Source organism: Arthrobacter sp. Cza30 (assembly GCF_059090765.1).
Map to the genome: position 1 here is coordinate 909,283 of NZ_JBNHGA010000002.1, position 17,319 is coordinate 926,601.

The 17,319-nt window shown below is 68.2% G+C and carries 16 protein-coding genes; 11 read left to right on the forward strand and 5 right to left on the reverse strand.

The genetic code is table 11. The features are described from left to right. The first annotated feature begins 1 nt into the window (after position 1). Together AC5RVZ_RS09530 and AC5RVZ_RS09535 are read left to right on the forward strand one after the other, a co-directional pair. The gene (locus tag AC5RVZ_RS09530; protein WP_494065477.1) at positions 2-610 is read left to right on the forward strand and encodes a 5-oxoprolinase subunit B family protein; all 609 of its coding nucleotides are present in this window, start codon (positions 2-4) and stop codon (positions 608-610) included. A gap of 3 nt (positions 611-613) precedes the next feature. Then, a complete protein-coding gene (locus AC5RVZ_RS09535; protein WP_494065478.1) occupies positions 614-1,594 on the forward strand; it encodes a 5-oxoprolinase subunit C family protein in 981 nt (326 codons plus the stop codon). Between the two features lie 104 nt (positions 1,595-1,698). Here AC5RVZ_RS09535 and AC5RVZ_RS09540 read toward each other — a convergent pair whose 3' ends face one another. Further along, complete coding sequence (locus AC5RVZ_RS09540; RefSeq protein ID WP_494065479.1) at positions 1,699-3,063, reverse strand: DUF445 domain-containing protein; 1,365 nt, start codon at positions 3,061-3,063, stop codon at positions 1,699-1,701. Positions 3,064-3,163: 100 nt separating this feature from the next. Between AC5RVZ_RS09540 and AC5RVZ_RS09545 the strand changes: the two genes are divergently transcribed. The 4 genes from AC5RVZ_RS09545 to AC5RVZ_RS09560 all read left to right on the forward strand — a co-directional run bounded on the left by AC5RVZ_RS09545 (position 3,164) and on the right by AC5RVZ_RS09560 (position 7,646). Further along, positions 3,164-4,030 (forward strand): glycerophosphodiester phosphodiesterase family protein, encoded by an 867-nt coding sequence (locus AC5RVZ_RS09545; RefSeq protein WP_494065480.1) that lies wholly within the window; start codon positions 3,164-3,166, stop codon positions 4,028-4,030. 43 nt (positions 4,031-4,073) lie between these two features. After that, the gene (locus AC5RVZ_RS09550; protein ID WP_494065481.1) at positions 4,074-6,374 is read left to right on the forward strand and encodes a glycoside hydrolase family 15 protein; all 2,301 of its coding nucleotides are present in this window, start codon (positions 4,074-4,076) and stop codon (positions 6,372-6,374) included. Between the two features lie 154 nt (positions 6,375-6,528). Beyond that, positions 6,529-7,338, forward strand: coding sequence for an AzlC family ABC transporter permease (locus tag AC5RVZ_RS09555; protein ID WP_494065482.1), 810 nt, complete (start codon positions 6,529-6,531; stop codon positions 7,336-7,338). Further along, positions 7,335-7,646: an AzlD domain-containing protein gene (locus AC5RVZ_RS09560; RefSeq protein WP_494065483.1), complete on the forward strand. Its 312-nt coding sequence runs from the start codon at positions 7,335-7,337 to the stop codon at positions 7,644-7,646. Before AC5RVZ_RS09555 ends, AC5RVZ_RS09560 begins: the two co-directional genes overlap by 4 nt. A 154-nt stretch (positions 7,647-7,800) precedes the next feature. Here the strand turns inward: AC5RVZ_RS09560 and AC5RVZ_RS09565 are convergent, their stop codons facing one another. Further along, the gene (locus AC5RVZ_RS09565; protein WP_494065484.1) at positions 7,801-8,751 is read right to left on the reverse strand and encodes a zinc-binding dehydrogenase; all 951 of its coding nucleotides are present in this window, start codon (positions 8,749-8,751) and stop codon (positions 7,801-7,803) included. A gap of 234 nt (positions 8,752-8,985) precedes the next feature. On the opposite strand from AC5RVZ_RS09565, the gene AC5RVZ_RS09570 reads away from it, so the two are divergent. The 3 genes from AC5RVZ_RS09570 to AC5RVZ_RS09580 are packed head-to-tail and all read left to right on the forward strand — an operon-like array spanning position 8,986 to position 10,874. After that, a complete protein-coding gene (locus AC5RVZ_RS09570) occupies positions 8,986-9,315 on the forward strand; it encodes a thiamine-binding protein (RefSeq protein ID WP_494065485.1) in 330 nt (109 codons plus the stop codon). Beyond that, complete coding sequence (locus tag AC5RVZ_RS09575; RefSeq protein WP_494065486.1) at positions 9,312-10,013, forward strand: O-methyltransferase; 702 nt, start codon at positions 9,312-9,314, stop codon at positions 10,011-10,013. Before AC5RVZ_RS09570 ends, AC5RVZ_RS09575 begins: the two co-directional genes overlap by 4 nt. A 3-nt stretch (positions 10,014-10,016) precedes the next feature. Next, the gene (locus AC5RVZ_RS09580; RefSeq protein ID WP_494065487.1) at positions 10,017-10,874 is read left to right on the forward strand and encodes a spermidine synthase; all 858 of its coding nucleotides are present in this window, start codon (positions 10,017-10,019) and stop codon (positions 10,872-10,874) included. Positions 10,875-11,144: 270 nt separating this feature from the next. Here the strand turns inward: AC5RVZ_RS09580 and AC5RVZ_RS09585 are convergent, their stop codons facing one another. Further along, on the reverse strand, positions 11,145-12,068 hold the full coding sequence (locus AC5RVZ_RS09585) for a LysR family transcriptional regulator (protein ID WP_494065488.1): 924 nt from the start codon (positions 12,066-12,068) through the stop codon (positions 11,145-11,147). A gap of 158 nt (positions 12,069-12,226) precedes the next feature. Between AC5RVZ_RS09585 and AC5RVZ_RS09590 the strand changes: the two genes are divergently transcribed. Then, positions 12,227-13,615 (forward strand): MFS transporter, encoded by a 1,389-nt coding sequence (locus AC5RVZ_RS09590; RefSeq protein ID WP_493978385.1) that lies wholly within the window; start codon positions 12,227-12,229, stop codon positions 13,613-13,615. Between the two features lie 93 nt (positions 13,616-13,708). On the opposite strand, the gene AC5RVZ_RS09595 is transcribed toward AC5RVZ_RS09590, so the two are convergent. Further along, a complete protein-coding gene (locus tag AC5RVZ_RS09595; RefSeq protein WP_494065489.1) occupies positions 13,709-15,178 on the reverse strand; it encodes an NCS2 family permease in 1,470 nt (489 codons plus the stop codon). 198 nt (positions 15,179-15,376) lie between these two features. Further along, complete coding sequence (locus AC5RVZ_RS09600; protein ID WP_494065490.1) at positions 15,377-16,000, reverse strand: FAD-binding protein; 624 nt, start codon at positions 15,998-16,000, stop codon at positions 15,377-15,379. Between the two features lie 220 nt (positions 16,001-16,220). On the opposite strand from AC5RVZ_RS09600, the gene AC5RVZ_RS09605 reads away from it, so the two are divergent. Further along, on the forward strand, positions 16,221-17,237 hold the full coding sequence (locus AC5RVZ_RS09605) for a universal stress protein (protein ID WP_494065491.1): 1,017 nt from the start codon (positions 16,221-16,223) through the stop codon (positions 17,235-17,237). Positions 17,238-17,319: the final 82 nt, after the last annotated feature.

The following is a 17,319-nucleotide window of genomic DNA, read 5'->3' on the forward strand; positions in this document are numbered from 1 at the left end:
GGTGCGGATCCTGCCCTTCGGCGCGGGCGCCCTGCTCGCCGAATTCGACACCCTCGACGACGTCCTGGCGCACTACAACGCGCTCTCGGTTGCGCCGCTGCCAGGCGTGACGGAGCTGGTTCCCGCGGCCCGCACCATCCTGGCGACCTTCGACGACCCGGCGGCCGCCGCCGTCGTCCGCCGCTGGCTGGAACAGACCCCGCCGCACGACGGCGGCGCACGCACCACCGGGGACGAGGTCACGGTCGAGGTGGACTACTCGGGGGAGGACCTGCCGGCGGTGGCGCGGATCCTGGGGGTGAGCGAGGCGGACGTCGTGCGGCGCCATCAGCAGTGCGCATGGATAGCCGCTTTCACCGGCTTTGCGCCGGGCTTCGCCTACCTGGTGGCACCCGGGAACCCGCTGCAGGTACCGCGGCTGGCCGAACCGCGGACCCGGGTGCCGGCCGGATCGGTGGGTTTGGCGGGCGAGTTCACCGGCATCTACCCCTCCGCGTCACCCGGCGGCTGGCAGCTGATCGGCAGGACCGATGAGCGGCTGTGGGATGCCGCGCGGGAGCAGCCGGCGTTGATTGCGCCGGGAACGCGCGTGCGGTTCAGGGCAGTGTAGCCGGTGATCACCGTAGTCACGGCGGGACCGCAACTCCTGGTGCAGGACCTCGGCCGGCCGGGCCATGCCGCGATCGGGCTGAGCCCGTCCGGCGCGCTGGACGCCCGGGCACTGCGCACGGCCAACCGCCTGGTCGGAAACCCCGACACTGCGGCGGGGCTGGAGTTGCTGCTGGGGGGCGCTGTGCTGCGGTTCGATGCCGACACGGTGGTGGCAGTAACCGGGGCCTCGGGCAAACTTTCGGTGACGGGCCCGGGGAACGCGGCGGCTAAGCCTGCGTCCGGGGGCCGGCCGCGGAAGGGCCGACCGGATCTTTACCGGCCGTTCCGGGTCCGTGCCGGCCAGCGGCTGGAGATCGCCCCCGCCGCGTCCGGGCTCAGGTATTACCTGGCCGTGGCCGGCGGCATCGTGGCCGAGACCCTGATGGGATCGGCGGCCACGGATCTGCTCTCCGGCATGGGACCGGCTCCGCTGCGGGACGGGGACGTCGTGGAGACCGGGGTTGTTCCACCGGGCGGACGGACCGGCTCGAACCCCGCCGCCGCGCTCGCCGGCGGGGGCCGAGGACACGCCATGCACCAAGGGCCCGCCGTCCATTCCCGCTGGGCGCCGGTGCCGGTGCCGCTGCCGCCCGCCGCCGCCGTGACCGTGCGGCTCCGCCCCGGGCCGCGGCTGGACTGGTTCACCGCCGACGCCCGCCAGCGCCTGGTGCTGGGCCGGTGGACGGTCAGTGCCGAGAGCAACCGGATCGGACTGCGCCTGCTGGGCCGGCCGCTGCGGCGCGCGGTCGACCGGGAATTGCCCAGCGAAGGCATGGTTACCGGCGCGGTGCAGGTGCCGCCGTCGGGCTTGCCCACCGTATTCCTGGCCGACCATCCGGTGACCGGCGGCTATCCGGTGCCGGCCGTGGTGGAAGCGGCCGACCTCCCGGCGCTGGCCCAGGCCCGGCCCGGCCAACGTCTCCGCTTTCTCTGGGCGGGCTAGGGCCCGAAGTGGACCTTGTGCTCCGTTTCGGGCTCGGGCTCCGGTTCAAACCGGAGCATTAGTCACGAACTGGAGCGGATGCTCCACCGGGAGCCTAGCGCCGGCTAGCCGAAGGCGGCGGTGGCCACCGTGAAGATCGCCAGCCCGGCCAGGGAGCCGACCACGGTGCCGTTGATCCGGATGAACTGCAGGTCCCGGCCCACCTGGAGTTCGATCTTCCGCGACGTCTCCTGCGCATCCCAGCGCTCCACCGTTTCGGTGATGACCGCGGCAATCTGCGAACGATAGGTGCGGACCAGGTACCCGGCCGCCTCCTCGATCCAGCCGTCGATCTTGGCCGCCAGTTCCGCGTCGGTGGCCAGCCGGTGGCCGAAGTCTCCGACCGCCCGCTTGAACGTCAGGCTCAACCCGCTCTGGGGGTCCTCCACCGCCTCCAGCAGGGCGGTCTTCAGCGTCTCCCACGTGCGGGCCGCCAGTGAACGCACTTCGGGGTCGCCGAAGGCGTTGTGCTTGATCGCCTCCACCCGTGCCATCATTTCGGGATCGTGCTGCAGGTCCTGTGCCAGGGAGTTCAGGTACCCGTCTAACTGCTGGCGCATCGGATGATCCGGGTCGGCCTGCACCGCGATGAGGAACTTGTACAGCTCCAGATGGACCTTGTCGCCCACCAGCGAATCCAGGAAGGGCGGGACCCAGGTCGGTGAGCGGTCGGACACCAGCCGCGCCACCGTGTCCTGGTTGTCCAGGACCCAGTCGGCGGCGCGGTCCAGCAGCAGATCCACCAGCTTCAGGTGGTGGCCGTCGCGCAGCACGTGCTCGGCCAGCCGGCCCAGCGGCGGTCCCCACTGCGGGTCGATCAGATGCCGGCGCGCCAGTGACTCAATCAGTTCCTGCACGTCCTCGTCATTGAGGACCGTCAAGGCTCCGCGGATGGCCGTGGCGCCCTCGCGGGCAATCCGCTCGGTGTTTTCCGGCCGTTCCAGCCAGAGGCCGGCCTTGGCAGTGATCCCAAGGGAACCGATCTTGGCCTTGACCACGTCCTCGGCCAGGAAATTCTCTTCCACGAACTGGCCCAGGCTCGCGCCGATCTGGTCCTTGCGGCGCGGGATGATCGCGGTGTGCGGAATTTTCAGCCCCATCGGGTGTTTGAACAGCGCGGTCACGGCGAACCAGTCCGCGAGTGCACCCACCATTCCGCCCTCGGCCGCGGCCCGAACATAGCTCAGCCACGGGTAGCGGTCCTGCAGCGCAAAGGACACCACGAAGATCACCGCCAGCACCAGCAGCAAACCCGTGGCGAGCAGTTTCATCCGCCGCAGGCCTGCGGCACGAACGCTGTCCGGCAGCACGGAAAGCTGGCTCGTTCCGCCACCCGGGAGGCTTCCGGGGATGTTGTGCGCCGCGTGTCCGGCCGCCGTCCGCCCTTCCGCCGTGTCAGGTGCGACGCCGCCGCCCGTCTGAGTGCCCATGTTGCCTCCGAAACCGAATCGCCGAACGATCATCGTTCGTTCACCCACCAGTCAACCCTACGGCGGGTCCCGATGTCCGGTCATCGCGTACGGTGAATTCATGCACCAGAGGATCTACGCCCACCGTGGTTCCAGTGAGCAGTATGCGGAGAATACGCGTGCCGCTTACCTGCAGGCGATCGCCGACGGCGCCGACGGGATCGAGTGCGACCTCCACCTGACCAAAGACCGCCGGCTGGTCTGTTTCCACGACTTCACGCTGGACCGCACCTCCACCGGCACCGGCAACGTGTCCGATCACACGCTGGACGAACTGCTGCAACTGGACGTCAGTTCGTGGAAGGGCACGCCGATTCCGGCCGAGTACGGCGGCACCGCCGACCAACTGGTGACGCTGGACGACCTCGTCGATCTCATGCGCGACGCCGGCCGGCCGCTGGGCCTGGCCGTAGAGCTCAAGCACCCGAGCCCGTACGGGCAGGAGCTGGAAGACGAGGTGCTCAGGTACCTGATGGCGGAGGGCTGGGATCCGGAAACCTCCCGGCTGGACAACATCCAGGTATCCTTCATGAGCTTCCACCCGGACGCCGTGAAGTACCTGGCCGACCACATACCGGGCCAGTATCTGTGCCAACTCCTGGATGACATCGACGCCGAAGAACTAAAAGCCAGCCTCCTGATGGGCGAGTTGACCGTCGGCGCAGTTGCAGTACTGCTGCGACGGGCGCTGTCTGAAGGCGAAGGCCTGATCGAATCGCACCGCGTAGGCTGGGCCGGACCCGGCATCGACTACGTGCGCTCGCATCTGCCGCTCGTCCGGCGATGGCTCGACGCCGGCACGCAGTTCCGCGTCTGGACGGTGGACGATCCGCAGGACGTGGAGCTGTGCCGCGAGTTGGGTTTCGGCGAAATCACCACCAACCGGCCGGCCGCGGTTCGCCGGCAGCTGCAGGCTGCACCGGCCTAGACAGCCGCTGCCGTAACCGGGTCCCTTGTGATTGAGTGGAGAGATGGCATCTCCCATTGAGGACTACGCACTCATATCGGATCTGCATACTGGAGCCCTGGTGTCCCGGTCCGGGAGCATGGACTGGCTCTGCCTTCCCCGCTTCGATTCTCCCAGCGTCTTCAGTGCGCTGCTCGGGCACCCCGGGCACGGCCGCTGGCTGCTGGCGCCGGACGGCGCGCATCCGCAGAGCGGGGAAGCGATGGGGACGGGTGTGCACGGCGGACTGAGCAGCGACCCGTTGGAGGTCCAGCGCAGCCAGCCGCCGGTCTCGACGCGCGAACAAAATGAAGCAGTTTCGGCGGCCGCGGAGAGCCCCGGCCGGTCCGCAACGGACGAGGCGAAAAAGACTGCCGGTGCGGGGCCCGGGGCCGAGGAAGCCGGACAAATTGGCGACGCGGCCGGCACCGCCGAAGCCGGCGCATCCCCGGCCGCCACCGGCGCCACCGAGGCCGGCGTTTCCGTGGCTGCGACTGGCGCCACCGAGGCCGGCGTATCCGTGGCTGCAACCGGCGGCACGGGCGGCCCGACGGCGGCCGGGTCGACGTCGGCACGCCCTACCCTCACGGACACCTTGCCCCACGGCAACGTTGTGTCCGCGCCGGCTGCAACCGAGGCTGCAGGGGGCGGCCGCACCGGCACCCCGGTCGTCGCAGAGGCGGCAGAGGCAACAGAGGCGCCGTCCGCCGTCGTCGTTGAACGCTCCTATATTCAGTCGACGTTTGTGCTGCAGACCCGCTGGAAGAGCGAAACCGGCGAGGCACTAGTGACCGAGTTCATGCCGGTGGGCGACCGCCGGGCATCGCTTGTCCGCCGCGTCGAGGGCCTTTCCGGCGAAATGACCATCCGGCAGGAACTGATCATGCGGTTCCACTACGGGGACGTGGTGCCGTGGGTGAACCGCGTGCACGAGGAAGCCACCGGCCGGGAATCGATCGTCGCCATCGCCGGCCCGGACGCGCTGGTGCTGCACGGGGAGCGCCTGCCGCGCGCCGCCAACCGCCGGCACGAGGGCGAATTCACGGTCAAGGCCGGCGAGACGGTCGATTTCGAACTGTGCTGGTTCCCGTCCCACCGGACGGTGCCGCCGGCGATCGACGTCGACACCGCGCTGGCGGAAACGGTGCGCTACTGGCAGAACTGGTGCTCACGGTTCCCGCCTCAGGGGGACTACCACGGCATCGTCAAGCGTTCCCTGCTGGTGCTGCGCGCGATGACGCACGAGACGACCGGCGGGATCGTCGCCGCGCCGACTACCTCCTTGCCGGAGTCCTTCGGCGGGGAACGGAACTGGGACTACCGCTACGTCTGGCTGCGCGATGCGGCGTTGACGCTCGAGTCGATGATGACCCACGGCTACGAAGACGAGGCGCTGCAGTGGCGCAACTGGCTGCTGCGCGCGGTGGCCGGCGATCCGGAAGACCTGCAGATCATGTACGGGGTGGCCGGGGAACGCGACCTGGAGGAACGGATCATCCCGCACCTGCCCGGCTATGAAGGGTCGGCACCGGTCCGGGTGGGAAACGGAGCGGTGGGCCAGTACCAAGCGGACGTGATCGGCGAGGTCATGGTCGCGCTGGAGAAGCTGCGCAACCTGGGCGGCACCGAGGACCACTTCTCCTGGCCGCTGCAGAAGGCCATGCTGCACTACATCGAGAAGCACTTCGACCAGAAGGACCAGGGCATCTGGGAGATGCGGGGCGAACGGAAGTACTTCACCCACTCCCGGGTGATGATGTGGGCGGCGTTCGACCGCGGCGTGCGGGCGGTGCAGGAGCACGGACTGGACGGCGAAGCCGAGCACTGGGCGCAGCTGCGGGACAAGCTGCGCGAAGAGATCATGGAGCACGGCTTCAACCGGGAGATCAACTCCTTCACCCAGACCTATGACGGCACCGAAGTGGACGCCTCGCTGCTGGTGCTGCCGCAGGTGGGCTTCGTGAAGTACGACGACGACCTGATGCTGGGTACCGTCGCCCGCCTGGAGCAGGAGCTCGTGGATGCGGACGGACTGATCCTGCGCTACCGGACCGAGTCGGGGCTGGACGGGCTGGCTCCGGGCGAGCACCCGTTCCTGGCCTGCTGCTTCTGGCTGGTGGAACAGTATGCCCGTTCCGGGCGGATCGGCGACGCCCGGGACCTGATGGACCGGCTGGTCCGTTACGCCAACGACCTGGGGCTGATGGCCGAGGAGTACGACAGCGAGAACAAACGGATGACCGGCAACTTCCCGCAGGCGTTCTCGCACCTGGCCTTGATCCGGGCGGCGGACGCGATCAACGGCCACGCGCAGGAAGCCGTGTAGGCGCGGCTAGGTGGGCGCTGCCGCTTGACCGCGGCCGTGTAGCCGCGACCGCTTAGCCGCAGCCGCGTCACCCGGCCGTTTCCACAGTTTCCACAGCGATATCCACGGCTGGGGGCAGCGGCGCCGCGGCAGTCTTCCCGGCTACTGTAGACGGGTGAAGTTTCTCCAGTCCCCGGCCGTGAAAGTGGGGCTGTCCATCTCCATCGCCACCGGGCTGTACGGGGTGTCGTTTGGCGCATTGTCGGTTGCATCGGGACTCGACCTCTGGCAGACCATGGCGCTGAGCCTGCTGCTCTTCAGCGGCGGCTCCCAGTTCGCGTTCATCGGCGTGATCGGCGGCGGCGGTACCGGCCTGGCCGCAATGACTGCTTCCGCCCTGTTGGGTATCCGCAATGGCATCTATGGCATGCAGATGAACGCGCTCGTCTCCCCGTCCCGCTGGTGGCGGCCGCTGGCCGCCCACGTGACCATCGACGAATCCACCGCCACGGCCTCCGGCCAGGACCACCCCGGCGAGCAGCGGCGCGCTTTCTGGACCGCCGGCGTGGGCATATTCCTGCTCTGGAATCTATTCACGCTGGTGGGGGCACTGGCCGGCAACGCCCTGGGTGATCCGAGGCAGTGGGGGCTGGACGGAGCCGCCGTCGCCGCGTTCCTGGCGCTGCTGTGGCCGCGGCTGAAAGGCAAGGAACCGGCCGCCATCGCGGTCGCCTGCGCCCTGGCCACGCTGCTGGCCGTGCCGTTCGTGCCCAGCGGAGTGCCCATCCTGGTGGCCGCGGCGGTCGCGGCCGCCATCGGCTGGTTCACCCATAAGCCCATTCCCGCCGGGATGGCGCCGGACATCGAGCCCTACGACGAGCCGTATTCCGAGCACGACGGACCCCACACGCTCGCCAGGTCGGAGCGCCGGACGGCGGGCGGCGACGATCCGGCCGGCAGCGGGGACGGAAGGGAGGCGCCATGAGCCTGTGGATCTGGATAGTGGCCGCCTGCGTCATCTCCTACCTCACGAAGCTGGCCGGCTATCTGGTGCCCGCCAAGTGGATGAAGAACCAGCGGATGTCGCGGGTCGCCGCCACCATGACTATCGGCTTGCTCGCGTCGCTGACCGTCGTCAACGCCTTCTCCACCGGCCAGCACTTGGCGTTCGACGCCCGGGTCGGGGCGCTGCTGGCCGCCGCGGTCGCCCTGCTGCTGCGCGCGCCGTTCCTGGTGGTGGTCATCGCCGGCGCGGCCGCGGCCGCGCTGCTCCGCCTGGCCGGCTGGGGATAACCGCCGGCGGCTGGGGTAACGGCGGCCGGATCGGGTGGCCGGGTAACGGCGACCGGCCTACGGCAACGGCGGGCGGCGAACAATCGCGCGCCGCGGCTTAAGGCAGAATGACGACGGCGGTGCGCACCGCCGTCGTCAATCCTTCGCTTAAGTGTCAGTCAGCGATTTTGGCGACCAGCCGGCCGACGACTTCGCCCTTCTTCAGCTTCTCCAGGCCCTCCGGGATTTCCTCGAAGGAGATCTCGGTGATGGTCGGGGTGAGCTTGCCGGTGGCGAAGTAATCGTAGACGCCCTGCACGTCGTCCCGGGTGCCGCCCTGCGAGCCGACCAGGGTGACCTCGGAAAGAATCAGGGCCTTGGTGCTGATGGTCGATTCCAGCCGGCCCATGCCGACCTGGACCACCCGGCCGCCGCGGCGGACCGTCTCGATGGCCTCGGCGGTGGTTGTGCCGAAGCCGGCAAAATCGACGATGACGTCCAGGCCGATCTCCTTGAACTCGGCGATGGACTTGGCCACGTCCTTGGCGCCGATCTCCTTGGCCTGGTCCCAGATCTTCTCGTTGACCTCGGCGATGTAGACATCGGCGCCGGCCAACACGGCCACGCGGGCGCCAATGGAACCAAGACCGCCGAAGCCGATGATGCCGACCTTGTCGCCGGCCTTGACCTGGCCGTTGGCGATGACGGCGTGGTGGCTGGTCATGCCGGCATCGGTGCCGGCCGCGCCCTGGGCGAAGCTGACGTTGTCCGGGATGCGGACCAGGGCCTGCTGGTCGATGGCGGTCTTAAAGGAGAAGCCGCCGTCGAAGGAGTAGCCGGGGGCACCGGCCGGGGTGGTCGGGCAGCAGCCCACGCGGTCGCCGACCTTCCAGTCGGTGACGCCTTCGCCGACCTCGGTGATGACGCCGGCCACCTCATGGCCGAGGGTGATGGGGCGCTTGGCCAGCGTCGAGAGCCAGCCCTCGTCCTCAAGCATGCCGACATCGGAGTGGCACAACCCGGCCGACTTGATGTCGATGACGACGCCGCCGGGTGCGGCGGTCGGCTCCTCGACTTCGTTCAGTTCAAGCGGCTCGTGGGTATTGGTAAACTGCCAGGCTTTCATGGGGTCTCCTGTGGCTCGGCTGAGGATGGTGGCATTCCGCAGGCGACCGGGGGAACGGACCGGCGGAACGGGGCGGGTGCGAAACCCGTATGTCCAGCCTAGCCCCAAAACCCGCCATTTTTTATGCAAATGCATGTAAAGTGCGTCACGTGCAGCGCGGGGCCGAGGCCCCGCGGTTGCGGCAGGTGACATCGGACCTGTGCGCCGGCACGGGTGCTGTGGAAGACTGAAGCCATGCTTGTAGCCTTCTCTGTTGCACCCTCCGGGGTGCCTGTCGCCGGTCCCGCACCCCACGATGCCTCGGTCCATGACGCGGTTGCCGAGGCCGTCCGGATCGTCCGCGAATCCGGGCTGCCGAACCATACGGACGCGATGTTCACCACCATCGAGGGCGAGTGGGACGAGGTAATGGACGTGATCAAGCGTGCCACCGAGGCCGTGGGCCGCCACGGATCGCGCGTGTCCCTGGTGCTCAAGGCGGACATCCGTCCGGGATACTACGGCGAGCTCAACGGCAAGGTCGACCGCCTGGAGTCTGCCATCGCCGAACAGGAGCAGCAGTGACCGTCCAGCCGGGCCTGCCGGACGTCCATTCGGAAGCGGCGTGGACCGCCGTCGAAGATTACCTGACCGTCACCTTGGTGGGGGAGGACCAGTCCCAGGTCGCCGCCAGGGAGGGCGCCGCGCAAGAAGGCCTGCCGGCCATCGAGGTGAGCGCAACCCAGGGCAAGCTGCTGATGCTGCTGGCCAGGCTGAGCGGTGCCCGCAAGGTGCTGGAAATCGGCACGCTCGGCGGGTACAGCACCATCTGGCTGGCCCACGGGCTGCCGGACGACGGCGAAGTGGTCAGCTGCGAGTACGAACCGCGGCACGCCGAGGTGGCGCAGCGGAACCTGGAGGCCGCCGGCGTCGCGGACAAGGCCAGCATCCGGGTGGGCGCCGCACTGGAAACCCTGCCGCGGCTGGCCGAAGAGGGCGTCGGGCCGTTCGACCTGGTGTTTATCGACGCGGACAAGGAAAACAACCGGCACTACGTCGAGTGGGCCCTGCGGTTGACGCGTCCCGGCAGCCTGATTGTAGTGGACAACGTGGTCCGGTCGGGCCAGGTGCTGACCGACGGCGGCGACGCGGAGGACCGCGACATCCGCGGCACCCGCGATGCGCTGGCGCTGCTGGGCTCCGACCCGCGTTTGGACGCCACAGCGATCCAGACCGTGGGCGGCAAGGGCTGGGACGGCTTCGCGCTGGCGCTGGTCAAGTAGCCGATGGCGCGGCGGAGCACCCGTGCCGAGGCGGCACGGGAGCCGGAGGCTTCCGGCGGGCCGGCCGAGGGACGCTATGAGATTTCCTCCGGGATAGCCGAGCTGGTCCGCGAGCCTGACTCGGCGGACAGCTGGCTGCTCAAGATCAACGGCGTCCAGTCCTCCCACGTGGTGGTCGGCGATCCGTTGCGGTTGGACTTCGAATACATGCGCTGGATGGCGGCGCTGATCGCATCCCGCTGGGGGCCCGGGGCTAAGCTGCGGGCCCTGCACTTGGGCGGCGGGGCGTGCTCGATGGCCCGCTACCTGGCGGCCGCGTACCCGGAGGCGCGCCAGGTCGTGGTCGAGATCGACGCGAAGCTGGCCGACCTCGTGCGCCAGTGGTTCGACATCCCGCGTGCGCCGTTGGTACGCATCCGGTTGGGTGAAGCACGGGCGGTCACCGAATCACTGAGCGAGGACAGCCGGGACCTGCTGGTCCGCGACGTCTTCTCCGGCAGCGAGACCCCGTACGGACTGACCACGCTGGAATTCACCCGCGCGGTGCGGCGCGTCCTCTCGCCCGGCGGGGTCTATCTGGTGAACTGCGGCGACACACCCCGGCTGATCGGTGCCCGCGAGGAGGCGGCGACCATCGGCGAGGTGTTCGAGCACCGGGTGATCATTGCCGATCCGCCGATGCTCAAGGGCCGCCGGCACGGAAACGTGGTCATCGCTGCCAGCGACCAGCCGCTGGAAAACGGTCCGGGACTCGTCCGGGAGTTGCTGCACGGTGCCATGCCGGCACAGCTGTGGGACGGGCCGAGGGTAGAGAAGTTTTGCAGAGGATCGGCGATCCGGCAAGACCGGCCGGCCAATTAGTACCCTTTCCCGGAACGTTATGACTTCGGCCGGAAATTGTTTGTAAGATGGACACGAACGGCCGCGCAGCGGCCGTACTAGGCCCGGGAGTGAGCCGCTTGCGGCTGGCTCTCCGGAGGCAGGCATAGAAAGAACGGCTTCGACACTATGGATGGTGGCTGGAGCGCTATGTCTGCTCAGCCGGATTCAATCCGGCGCCGGATGCCGGGTGCTGACAACCTAATCCCCCCAAGTTAGGTGCAGTGCCCGGCATCTCGGTCATTAATCCTTTCACCGTGTGCCGGTCCCCTTCCCCATGAGCTCGGCTTCCCGGCTGCGGGTCTCGCGCCTGAGCGCATCAACGACCGCCGCCACCGCCGGTTGCCGCAGCGACTCCGGGCGGGCCACCAGCCAGTACCCGAGCCGCTCCTCCAGTTCCCCCGGCAGGATACGGACCAGATCCGGGTGGCGGTTGGCCATGAAGCAGGGCAGCAGGCCGAGGCCGGCGCCGGCGCGGGTTGCCTCTACGTGGACGAAAACGTTGGTGGAACCCAGGGCGGTGGCCATCGCCGGCAGCAAGCGGCGCGCGGCGTCGAGATCGTCGACCTGCAGCATGGAGTCCACGAAATAGACCAGCGGGTGGTTCATGGCCGCGCGCACGCTGTCCGGTGCGCCGTGTTCCGCCAGATAGTCCCGGGAACCGTAGAGGCCCAGTACATAGTTGCCCAGCCGGATGGATCGGGCACGGATAACCTGCGGCCGCCCGACGACGACTTCGAAATCCAGGCCCGGCCGGTGTTGCGAGGCCTGGCGGGCGGCCGTAACGATCTCCACGCTGAGCCTGGGATGGTGCTGCTGCAGGCGGGCAATCGCCGGGGCGGCGACGAACGCGCTGAAACCGTCGGTGGCAGACATCCTCACGACCCCGGCCAACCGGTCGGCCTGATCCGGCGTGCGCCCGAGCTCCGTCAGCGATTCTTCGATCCGCTCGGCCACCGCTGCCGCCTTCCGGCCCAGGTCGGTCAGCTCCCAGCCCCCCGGCGCCCCGGAGAACACGCGGCCGCCCAGGGCCTTTTCGACGGCGGCGATGCGGCGCGAGACGGTGGTGTGGTTCAGGCCCAGGTTCTCGGCGGCAACGGTATACCGGCCGGTGCGTGCGACGGCGAGGAGGATGATCAGGTCGTCCGGCTTGGCGGACTGCGGCGCGGGTGGCATATCTGCATCTTTGCAGACCATGCCTGCAAAGTTTGTCATTGATGCACATGCGGGAGCGGGGAATACTCGGCTACGTCTGATTGTGACCACACTCACAGCGTGCGGGGGGAGTCCCGGCGGCAAACGCCGCAATAACCGCACGCCATGCAAGGAGAATGATGAGCGCCCACGCTACCCCCACCGGACCCGGATCCGGCGCGACGCACGAGTCGCCGCCGTCGGTCCTGCGCAAGGTCGTCACCGCTTCCATGGCCGGCACGGTCGTGGAATGGTACGAGTTCTTCCTCTACGCCACCGCTGCCACGCTGGTCTTCGGCGCCCTGTTCTTCCCGAATGCGGGCACCGAACTGGACGCGATCATCGCCGCCTTCGTCACGTTCGCGGTCGGCTTCATCGCGCGGCCGCTGGGCGGGATCGTGTTCGGCCACTTCGGTGACAAGCTGGGCCGGAAGAAGCTGCTGCAGGTGAGCATCATCCTGATCGGTGCCGCCACGTTCCTGATGGGCTGCCTGCCCGGGTTCGACCAGATCGGCTATTGGGCGCCGGGCCTGCTGGTGGTGCTGCGGTTCGTCCAGGGTTTTGCCATCGGCGGTGAATGGGGCGGCGCGGTCCTGCTGGTGGCCGAGCACAGCCCGGCCGCCAAGCGCGGCTTCTGGGCCTCCTGGCCGCAGGCGGGTGTGCCGATGGGCAACATGCTGGCCACGGTAGTGCTGTGGGTGATGTCCGGCATCCTCTCAGAGGCCGAGTTCCAGGCTTGGGGCTGGCGCGTTGCCTTCTGGCTCTCTGCAGTCATCGTGCTCGTCGGCTACTACATCCGCACCAAGGTCACCGAGGCGCCGATCTTCCTGGAAGCCCAGGCCGAGTCCGCCAAGGTGAAGTCCACGTCCTACGGCGTCGTGGAAGTGATGAAGAAGTACCCGCGCGGCGTGTTCACTGCCATGGGGCTGCGCGTGGCGGAGAACATCATCTACTACATCGTGGTGGCCTTCTCCATCACATATCTGAAGACCGTTCACGACTTCGATGTCACCACGGTGCTGGGCCTGCTGATCCTGGCGCACGCCTTCCACTTCGTCGTGATCCCGTTCTACGGGCGCCTGTCGGACAACATTGGCCGCCGCCCGGTCTACATGGCCGGCGCCGTGCTGTCGGGGGTCTGGGCCTTCGTCGCCTTCCCGATGTTCGACACGCAGAACCCGATCATCATCCTGGCCGCGATCTTCCTGGGCCTTGCCGTGCACGGGCTGATGTATGCGGGGCAGCCGGCCATCATGGCCGAGATGTTCCCGACCCGGATGCGCTACTCCGGTGTCTCGCTGGGCTACCAGGTGACGTCGATCTTCGCCGGTTCGCTCGCCCCGATCATCGCCTCCACGCTGCTGAAGGACTTCGAGCACTGGCTGCCGGTTGCCTTGTACCTGGTGGTCGCTTCGGCCATCACCGTCGTGGCAGTGATCTTCACCCGCGAAACGAAGGGCGCCTCCCTGCGCGACCTGGACCGGGCCGACCTGGCACGCACGGAAGCAGAAGTGCGGGCCCAGGCCTAGACGCGACGGCGCGAGCCAAGCGAGTAAAACCGAAGGGACCGGTGCCACCCGTTGCGGGCGGTACCGGTTCCTTTCGCCTCGGCGGACCTGCGGTCAGCGGAAGCCGATGAGCTGCTCGATCGGCCCGATGCCGAAGAAGAGCACGAAGGCGGCGGCCACTATCCACATCAGCGGGTGGATCTCCCTGGCCCGGCCCTGGAACGTGCGCACCAGCACGTAGGCGATGAAACCTGCGCCCAGGCCGTTGGCGATGGAATACGTGAACGGCATCAGCGTGAAGGTCAGGAAGGCCGGGATGGCCACGCCCCAGTCGGACCAGTCGATCTTGCCCACCTGGGACACCATCATGAAACCGACGACGACGAGCGCCGGCGCCACTGCCTCGAACGGCACCAACGAAATCAGCGGCGTGAAGAACATGGCGATGAGGAACAGCAGGCCGGTGACGACGTTGGCCAGGCCGGTACGCGCACCTTCGCCGATGCCTGCGCCGGATTCCACGTAGATCTGGTTGGAAGAGACCGATCCGGCGCCGCCGGCAACCGCGCCCAAGGCGTCGACGATCAGCACCCGGTCCACGTGCGGAATATTGCCCTGCTTGTCGGTCAGTCCTGCCTCGTTGGCCAGGCCCACCATGGTGCCCATGGCGTCGAAGAAGATGCTCAGCAGGATCGCAAAGGCCAGCAGGGAAGCAGCCGTGAAGCCCAGCGTTCCGAAGGAGCCGAAGAGGCTGACCTGGCCGACCAGGCTCAGGTCGGGCAGCCCCACCCAGTTGCCGTTCGGCAGCTCGGGCACCACCAGGGACCAGCCCTGGGGGTTGAAGCCGTCCGGACCCACCGACGGGCCAACATCGGCCACGGCTTCGATGACCACCGCGAGCACGGTAGCGGAGAGTACGCCGATCAGGATGCCGCCCTTGACCTTGCGCACCACCAGGGCGATGGTCAGGATCAGGCCGACGACGAAGACCAGGGTCGGCCAGCCGAGCAGCACGCCGTCGAACCCGAGGCCCACTGGAACGGTGGTGCCCGCAGCGTCCGGAATGCGGCGGATGAAGCCGGCGTTGACCAGGCCGATCAGGGCGATGAACATGCCGATGCCCACCACAATGGCGGTTTTCAGGCTGGGCGGCACGGCGTTGAACACCGCGGTCCGGAACCCGGTCAGCACCAGGATCAGCATGGTAATGCCGGACAGCACCACCAGGCCCATGACGTCGGGCCAGGTCAGGCCCGGATTGGTCGCGACCGTGATGGCAACGAAGGCGTTGACACCCAGACCGGTCGCCAGGGCGAACGGGTACTTGGCCCATGCGCCCATCGCAATGGTCAGCACGCCGGCCACCAGTGCCGTCACCGCCGCGACGCGCTCGGCACCAAGCATGGCACCGGTCGAATCAGCGCCGCCCAGGATCAGCGGGTTCAGCACCACGATGTAGCTCATCGCGAAGAACGTGGCCAAGCCGCCGCGGATTTCGCGCGAATAGTTGGAGCCGCGCTTGGTGATCTCGAAGTAGCGGTCGAGCACCGAAGTCTTGGCGGCTACTGCTCCCTTTTGGGGCATGGGGGTGTCCTCCACAGGTAAGTGGTATGGTCAGGGATTTCCCCAAAATTCTAGCCCCTCGCGGCACGCGCCGGCGTACGGCGCCGCTGCTTCCCGCCTGCACGGGGTCCAGCGACGAGCGTACGCCGCCGCTGTTCTCCGCCTTGCGGCGTCAGGCGACGGCCGTACGACGCTGCTGTTCCCCGCCTGCCGGGGGTGTCAGGCGACGGCCGGCCGGGAGGTGGAGGCGATGGCGCTGCCGGCCACCTTCGCCTGCCGGATGATCTCCCGTGTGCTCGGGGCCAGCAGATCCGCAACGCCGACCAGGTAGAGGCCGATCGCCTTCAGGACGGAGGCAAGGTTTTCGCCGGCCGCGATGCCCAGGCTGCGGAGCAGCCGGCGCATCTGGTTCTGCGCGCAGCCCGTCAGGACGACGGAATCGGCGACCAGCAAGCCGTTTTCGGTGCGGATGACCCACTTCTGGTTCTTGTCCCTGCTGATCGCGGGCGCGTGGGCCGCGGAGGCAGCCGTCGGCCTGGACGCCTCCGCCTGAGCAGCCGACGCTGTTTTCTCCGACGTCTTGGTGACGCCGCAGACATGGGTGCTGTGGCGGATGTCCAGCGCATGGCTGGCGGCGTACGCCTGCAGCAACCGCAGCAGGTCGTTGCGTTCGCTCCGGTGCGCCGAGTCCGCCAGCGGGGACCTGCGTCCTTGGTCGGCCGGCTGGGGGAGCAACCCCTCCACGACGATCGACGACACGCCCTGGCGGCTGAGTTCACTAGCCACGGCCAGTCCGGGCAGCCCGGAACCGATGACCACCGTGGTGGTGTATTCGGTAGGCACTTCTGGTACGGAAACGCCACTCACTGCACGGACTCCTTGTACGGTAGCGAGAACCTCGGGCGGCGAACGGACCGCCCGCACACGCATTGTGAAACTGTTATTTAACACAATTTTCATCGAAGCCTACATAACTTTTCGGCCACTGAGAAGCGCTTTGTTGCAGAGTAAGCTGAGGGTAGCGGGCGAGGATGCCCGTGCGACGTTGAGGGAGGCGGAACGAATGACAGAAGCCACAGGTTCAGACGCCGGACAGGGCGCGGCACCCCGCGGCATTGTCGTCGGAGTTGACGGCTCCGATCAGAGCATCTGCGCGTTGGTTTGGGCTGCGGAGGAGGCGCAACGGCGCAGGACCCCGCTGCACGTCGTGACCGCCTACACCGTTCCGGTCTTCGCTGCCTCCAGCATGGATGCCGGCTATGCCACGCTGGATGATTCCGTGATCCGCGAAGGCGCCGAAGCCGTGCTCGAGCAGGCGGTGTCCAAAGTTACCGGCTACGGCCTGGACATCGATGCCCGGGTGGAAACCGGCGACGCCGCCGGGGTGCTGCTGGAGCTCTCGGAACAGGCCGAGCTGGTCGTGGTCGGTACGCGCGGCCGCGGCGGGTTCATGGGCCGGTTGCTGGGCTCTGTGAGCAGTGCCGTGCCGGCCCACGCTTCCTGCCCCACGGTGACGATTCCGCTGGCCTGCGCGCCGCGCCTCGGCGACCTGGACATCGAGCTTCCCCGGTCCAAGGACCAGGCAATCCGCCCCGAGGACGTCCAGAAGGTCGTCGTGGTGGGGGTCGACGGTTCCGAGCAGGCACGCAACGCCACCTTGGTCGCCGCAGAGCAGGCCGAGCGGCTCGGCTATCCGCTGAAGGTCATCTGCGCCATGCCGCCGTTCACCGGCTCGCTGGCGTGGGTACCGGCACCGCTGGACCGCGAGGCGCTCTATGCGGATATCCGTGAGCAGCTCGACGCCGGCGTGGCATGGCTCAAGAGCCACTTCCCCGATCTGCGCGTCACCGGTGAAGTACTGGACGGCTCCCCGGTGGAACTGTTGATCGAGGCGTCACGCACCGCCGAACTGCTGGTGGTTGGTACCCGCGGCCGCGGCGGCTTCGCCGGCATGCTGCTGGGCTCCACCAGCCAGGGCGTGCTGCACCATGCCAAGGGCCCCGTCATGGTGGTGCCGGACAAGCATGACCCTCGCTTGGACGACCGCCGCAACTTCGGCCCCCTGCCGGACGCCGAATAAACGCAGGTTGCAGAAGGGCGGGGCCCGGCCCCCCCCACGGTACCGGGCCCCCCCCGTGTTAGAGAGGAACCAGGTACCACCC

Excerpts from the sequence above, each read along its gene's own strand:
- AC5RVZ_RS09605 (WP_494065491.1), top strand. The coding sequence starts at position 16,221 with ATGACAGAAGCCACAGGTTCAGACGCCGGACAGGGCGCGGCACCCCGC.
- AC5RVZ_RS09570 (WP_494065485.1), top strand. The coding sequence starts at position 8,986 with ATGCTTGTAGCCTTCTCTGTTGCACCCTCCGGGGTGCCTGTCGCCGGT.
- AC5RVZ_RS09550 (WP_494065481.1), top strand. The coding sequence starts at position 4,074 with ATGGCATCTCCCATTGAGGACTACGCACTCATATCGGATCTGCATACT.
- AC5RVZ_RS09560 (WP_494065483.1), top strand. The coding sequence starts at position 7,335 with ATGAGCCTGTGGATCTGGATAGTGGCCGCCTGCGTCATCTCCTACCTC.
- AC5RVZ_RS09545 (WP_494065480.1), top strand. The coding sequence starts at position 3,164 with ATGCACCAGAGGATCTACGCCCACCGTGGTTCCAGTGAGCAGTATGCG.
- AC5RVZ_RS09595 (WP_494065489.1), bottom strand. The coding sequence starts at position 15,178 with ATGCCCCAAAAGGGAGCAGTAGCCGCCAAGACTTCGGTGCTCGACCGC.
- AC5RVZ_RS09590 (WP_493978385.1), top strand. The coding sequence starts at position 12,227 with ATGAGCGCCCACGCTACCCCCACCGGACCCGGATCCGGCGCGACGCAC.
- AC5RVZ_RS09565 (WP_494065484.1), bottom strand. The coding sequence starts at position 8,751 with ATGAAAGCCTGGCAGTTTACCAATACCCACGAGCCGCTTGAACTGAAC.
- AC5RVZ_RS09580 (WP_494065487.1), top strand. The coding sequence starts at position 10,017 with ATGGCGCGGCGGAGCACCCGTGCCGAGGCGGCACGGGAGCCGGAGGCT.
- AC5RVZ_RS09585 (WP_494065488.1), bottom strand. The coding sequence starts at position 12,068 with ATGCCACCCGCGCCGCAGTCCGCCAAGCCGGACGACCTGATCATCCTC.
- AC5RVZ_RS09540 (WP_494065479.1), bottom strand. The coding sequence starts at position 3,063 with ATGGGCACTCAGACGGGCGGCGGCGTCGCACCTGACACGGCGGAAGGG.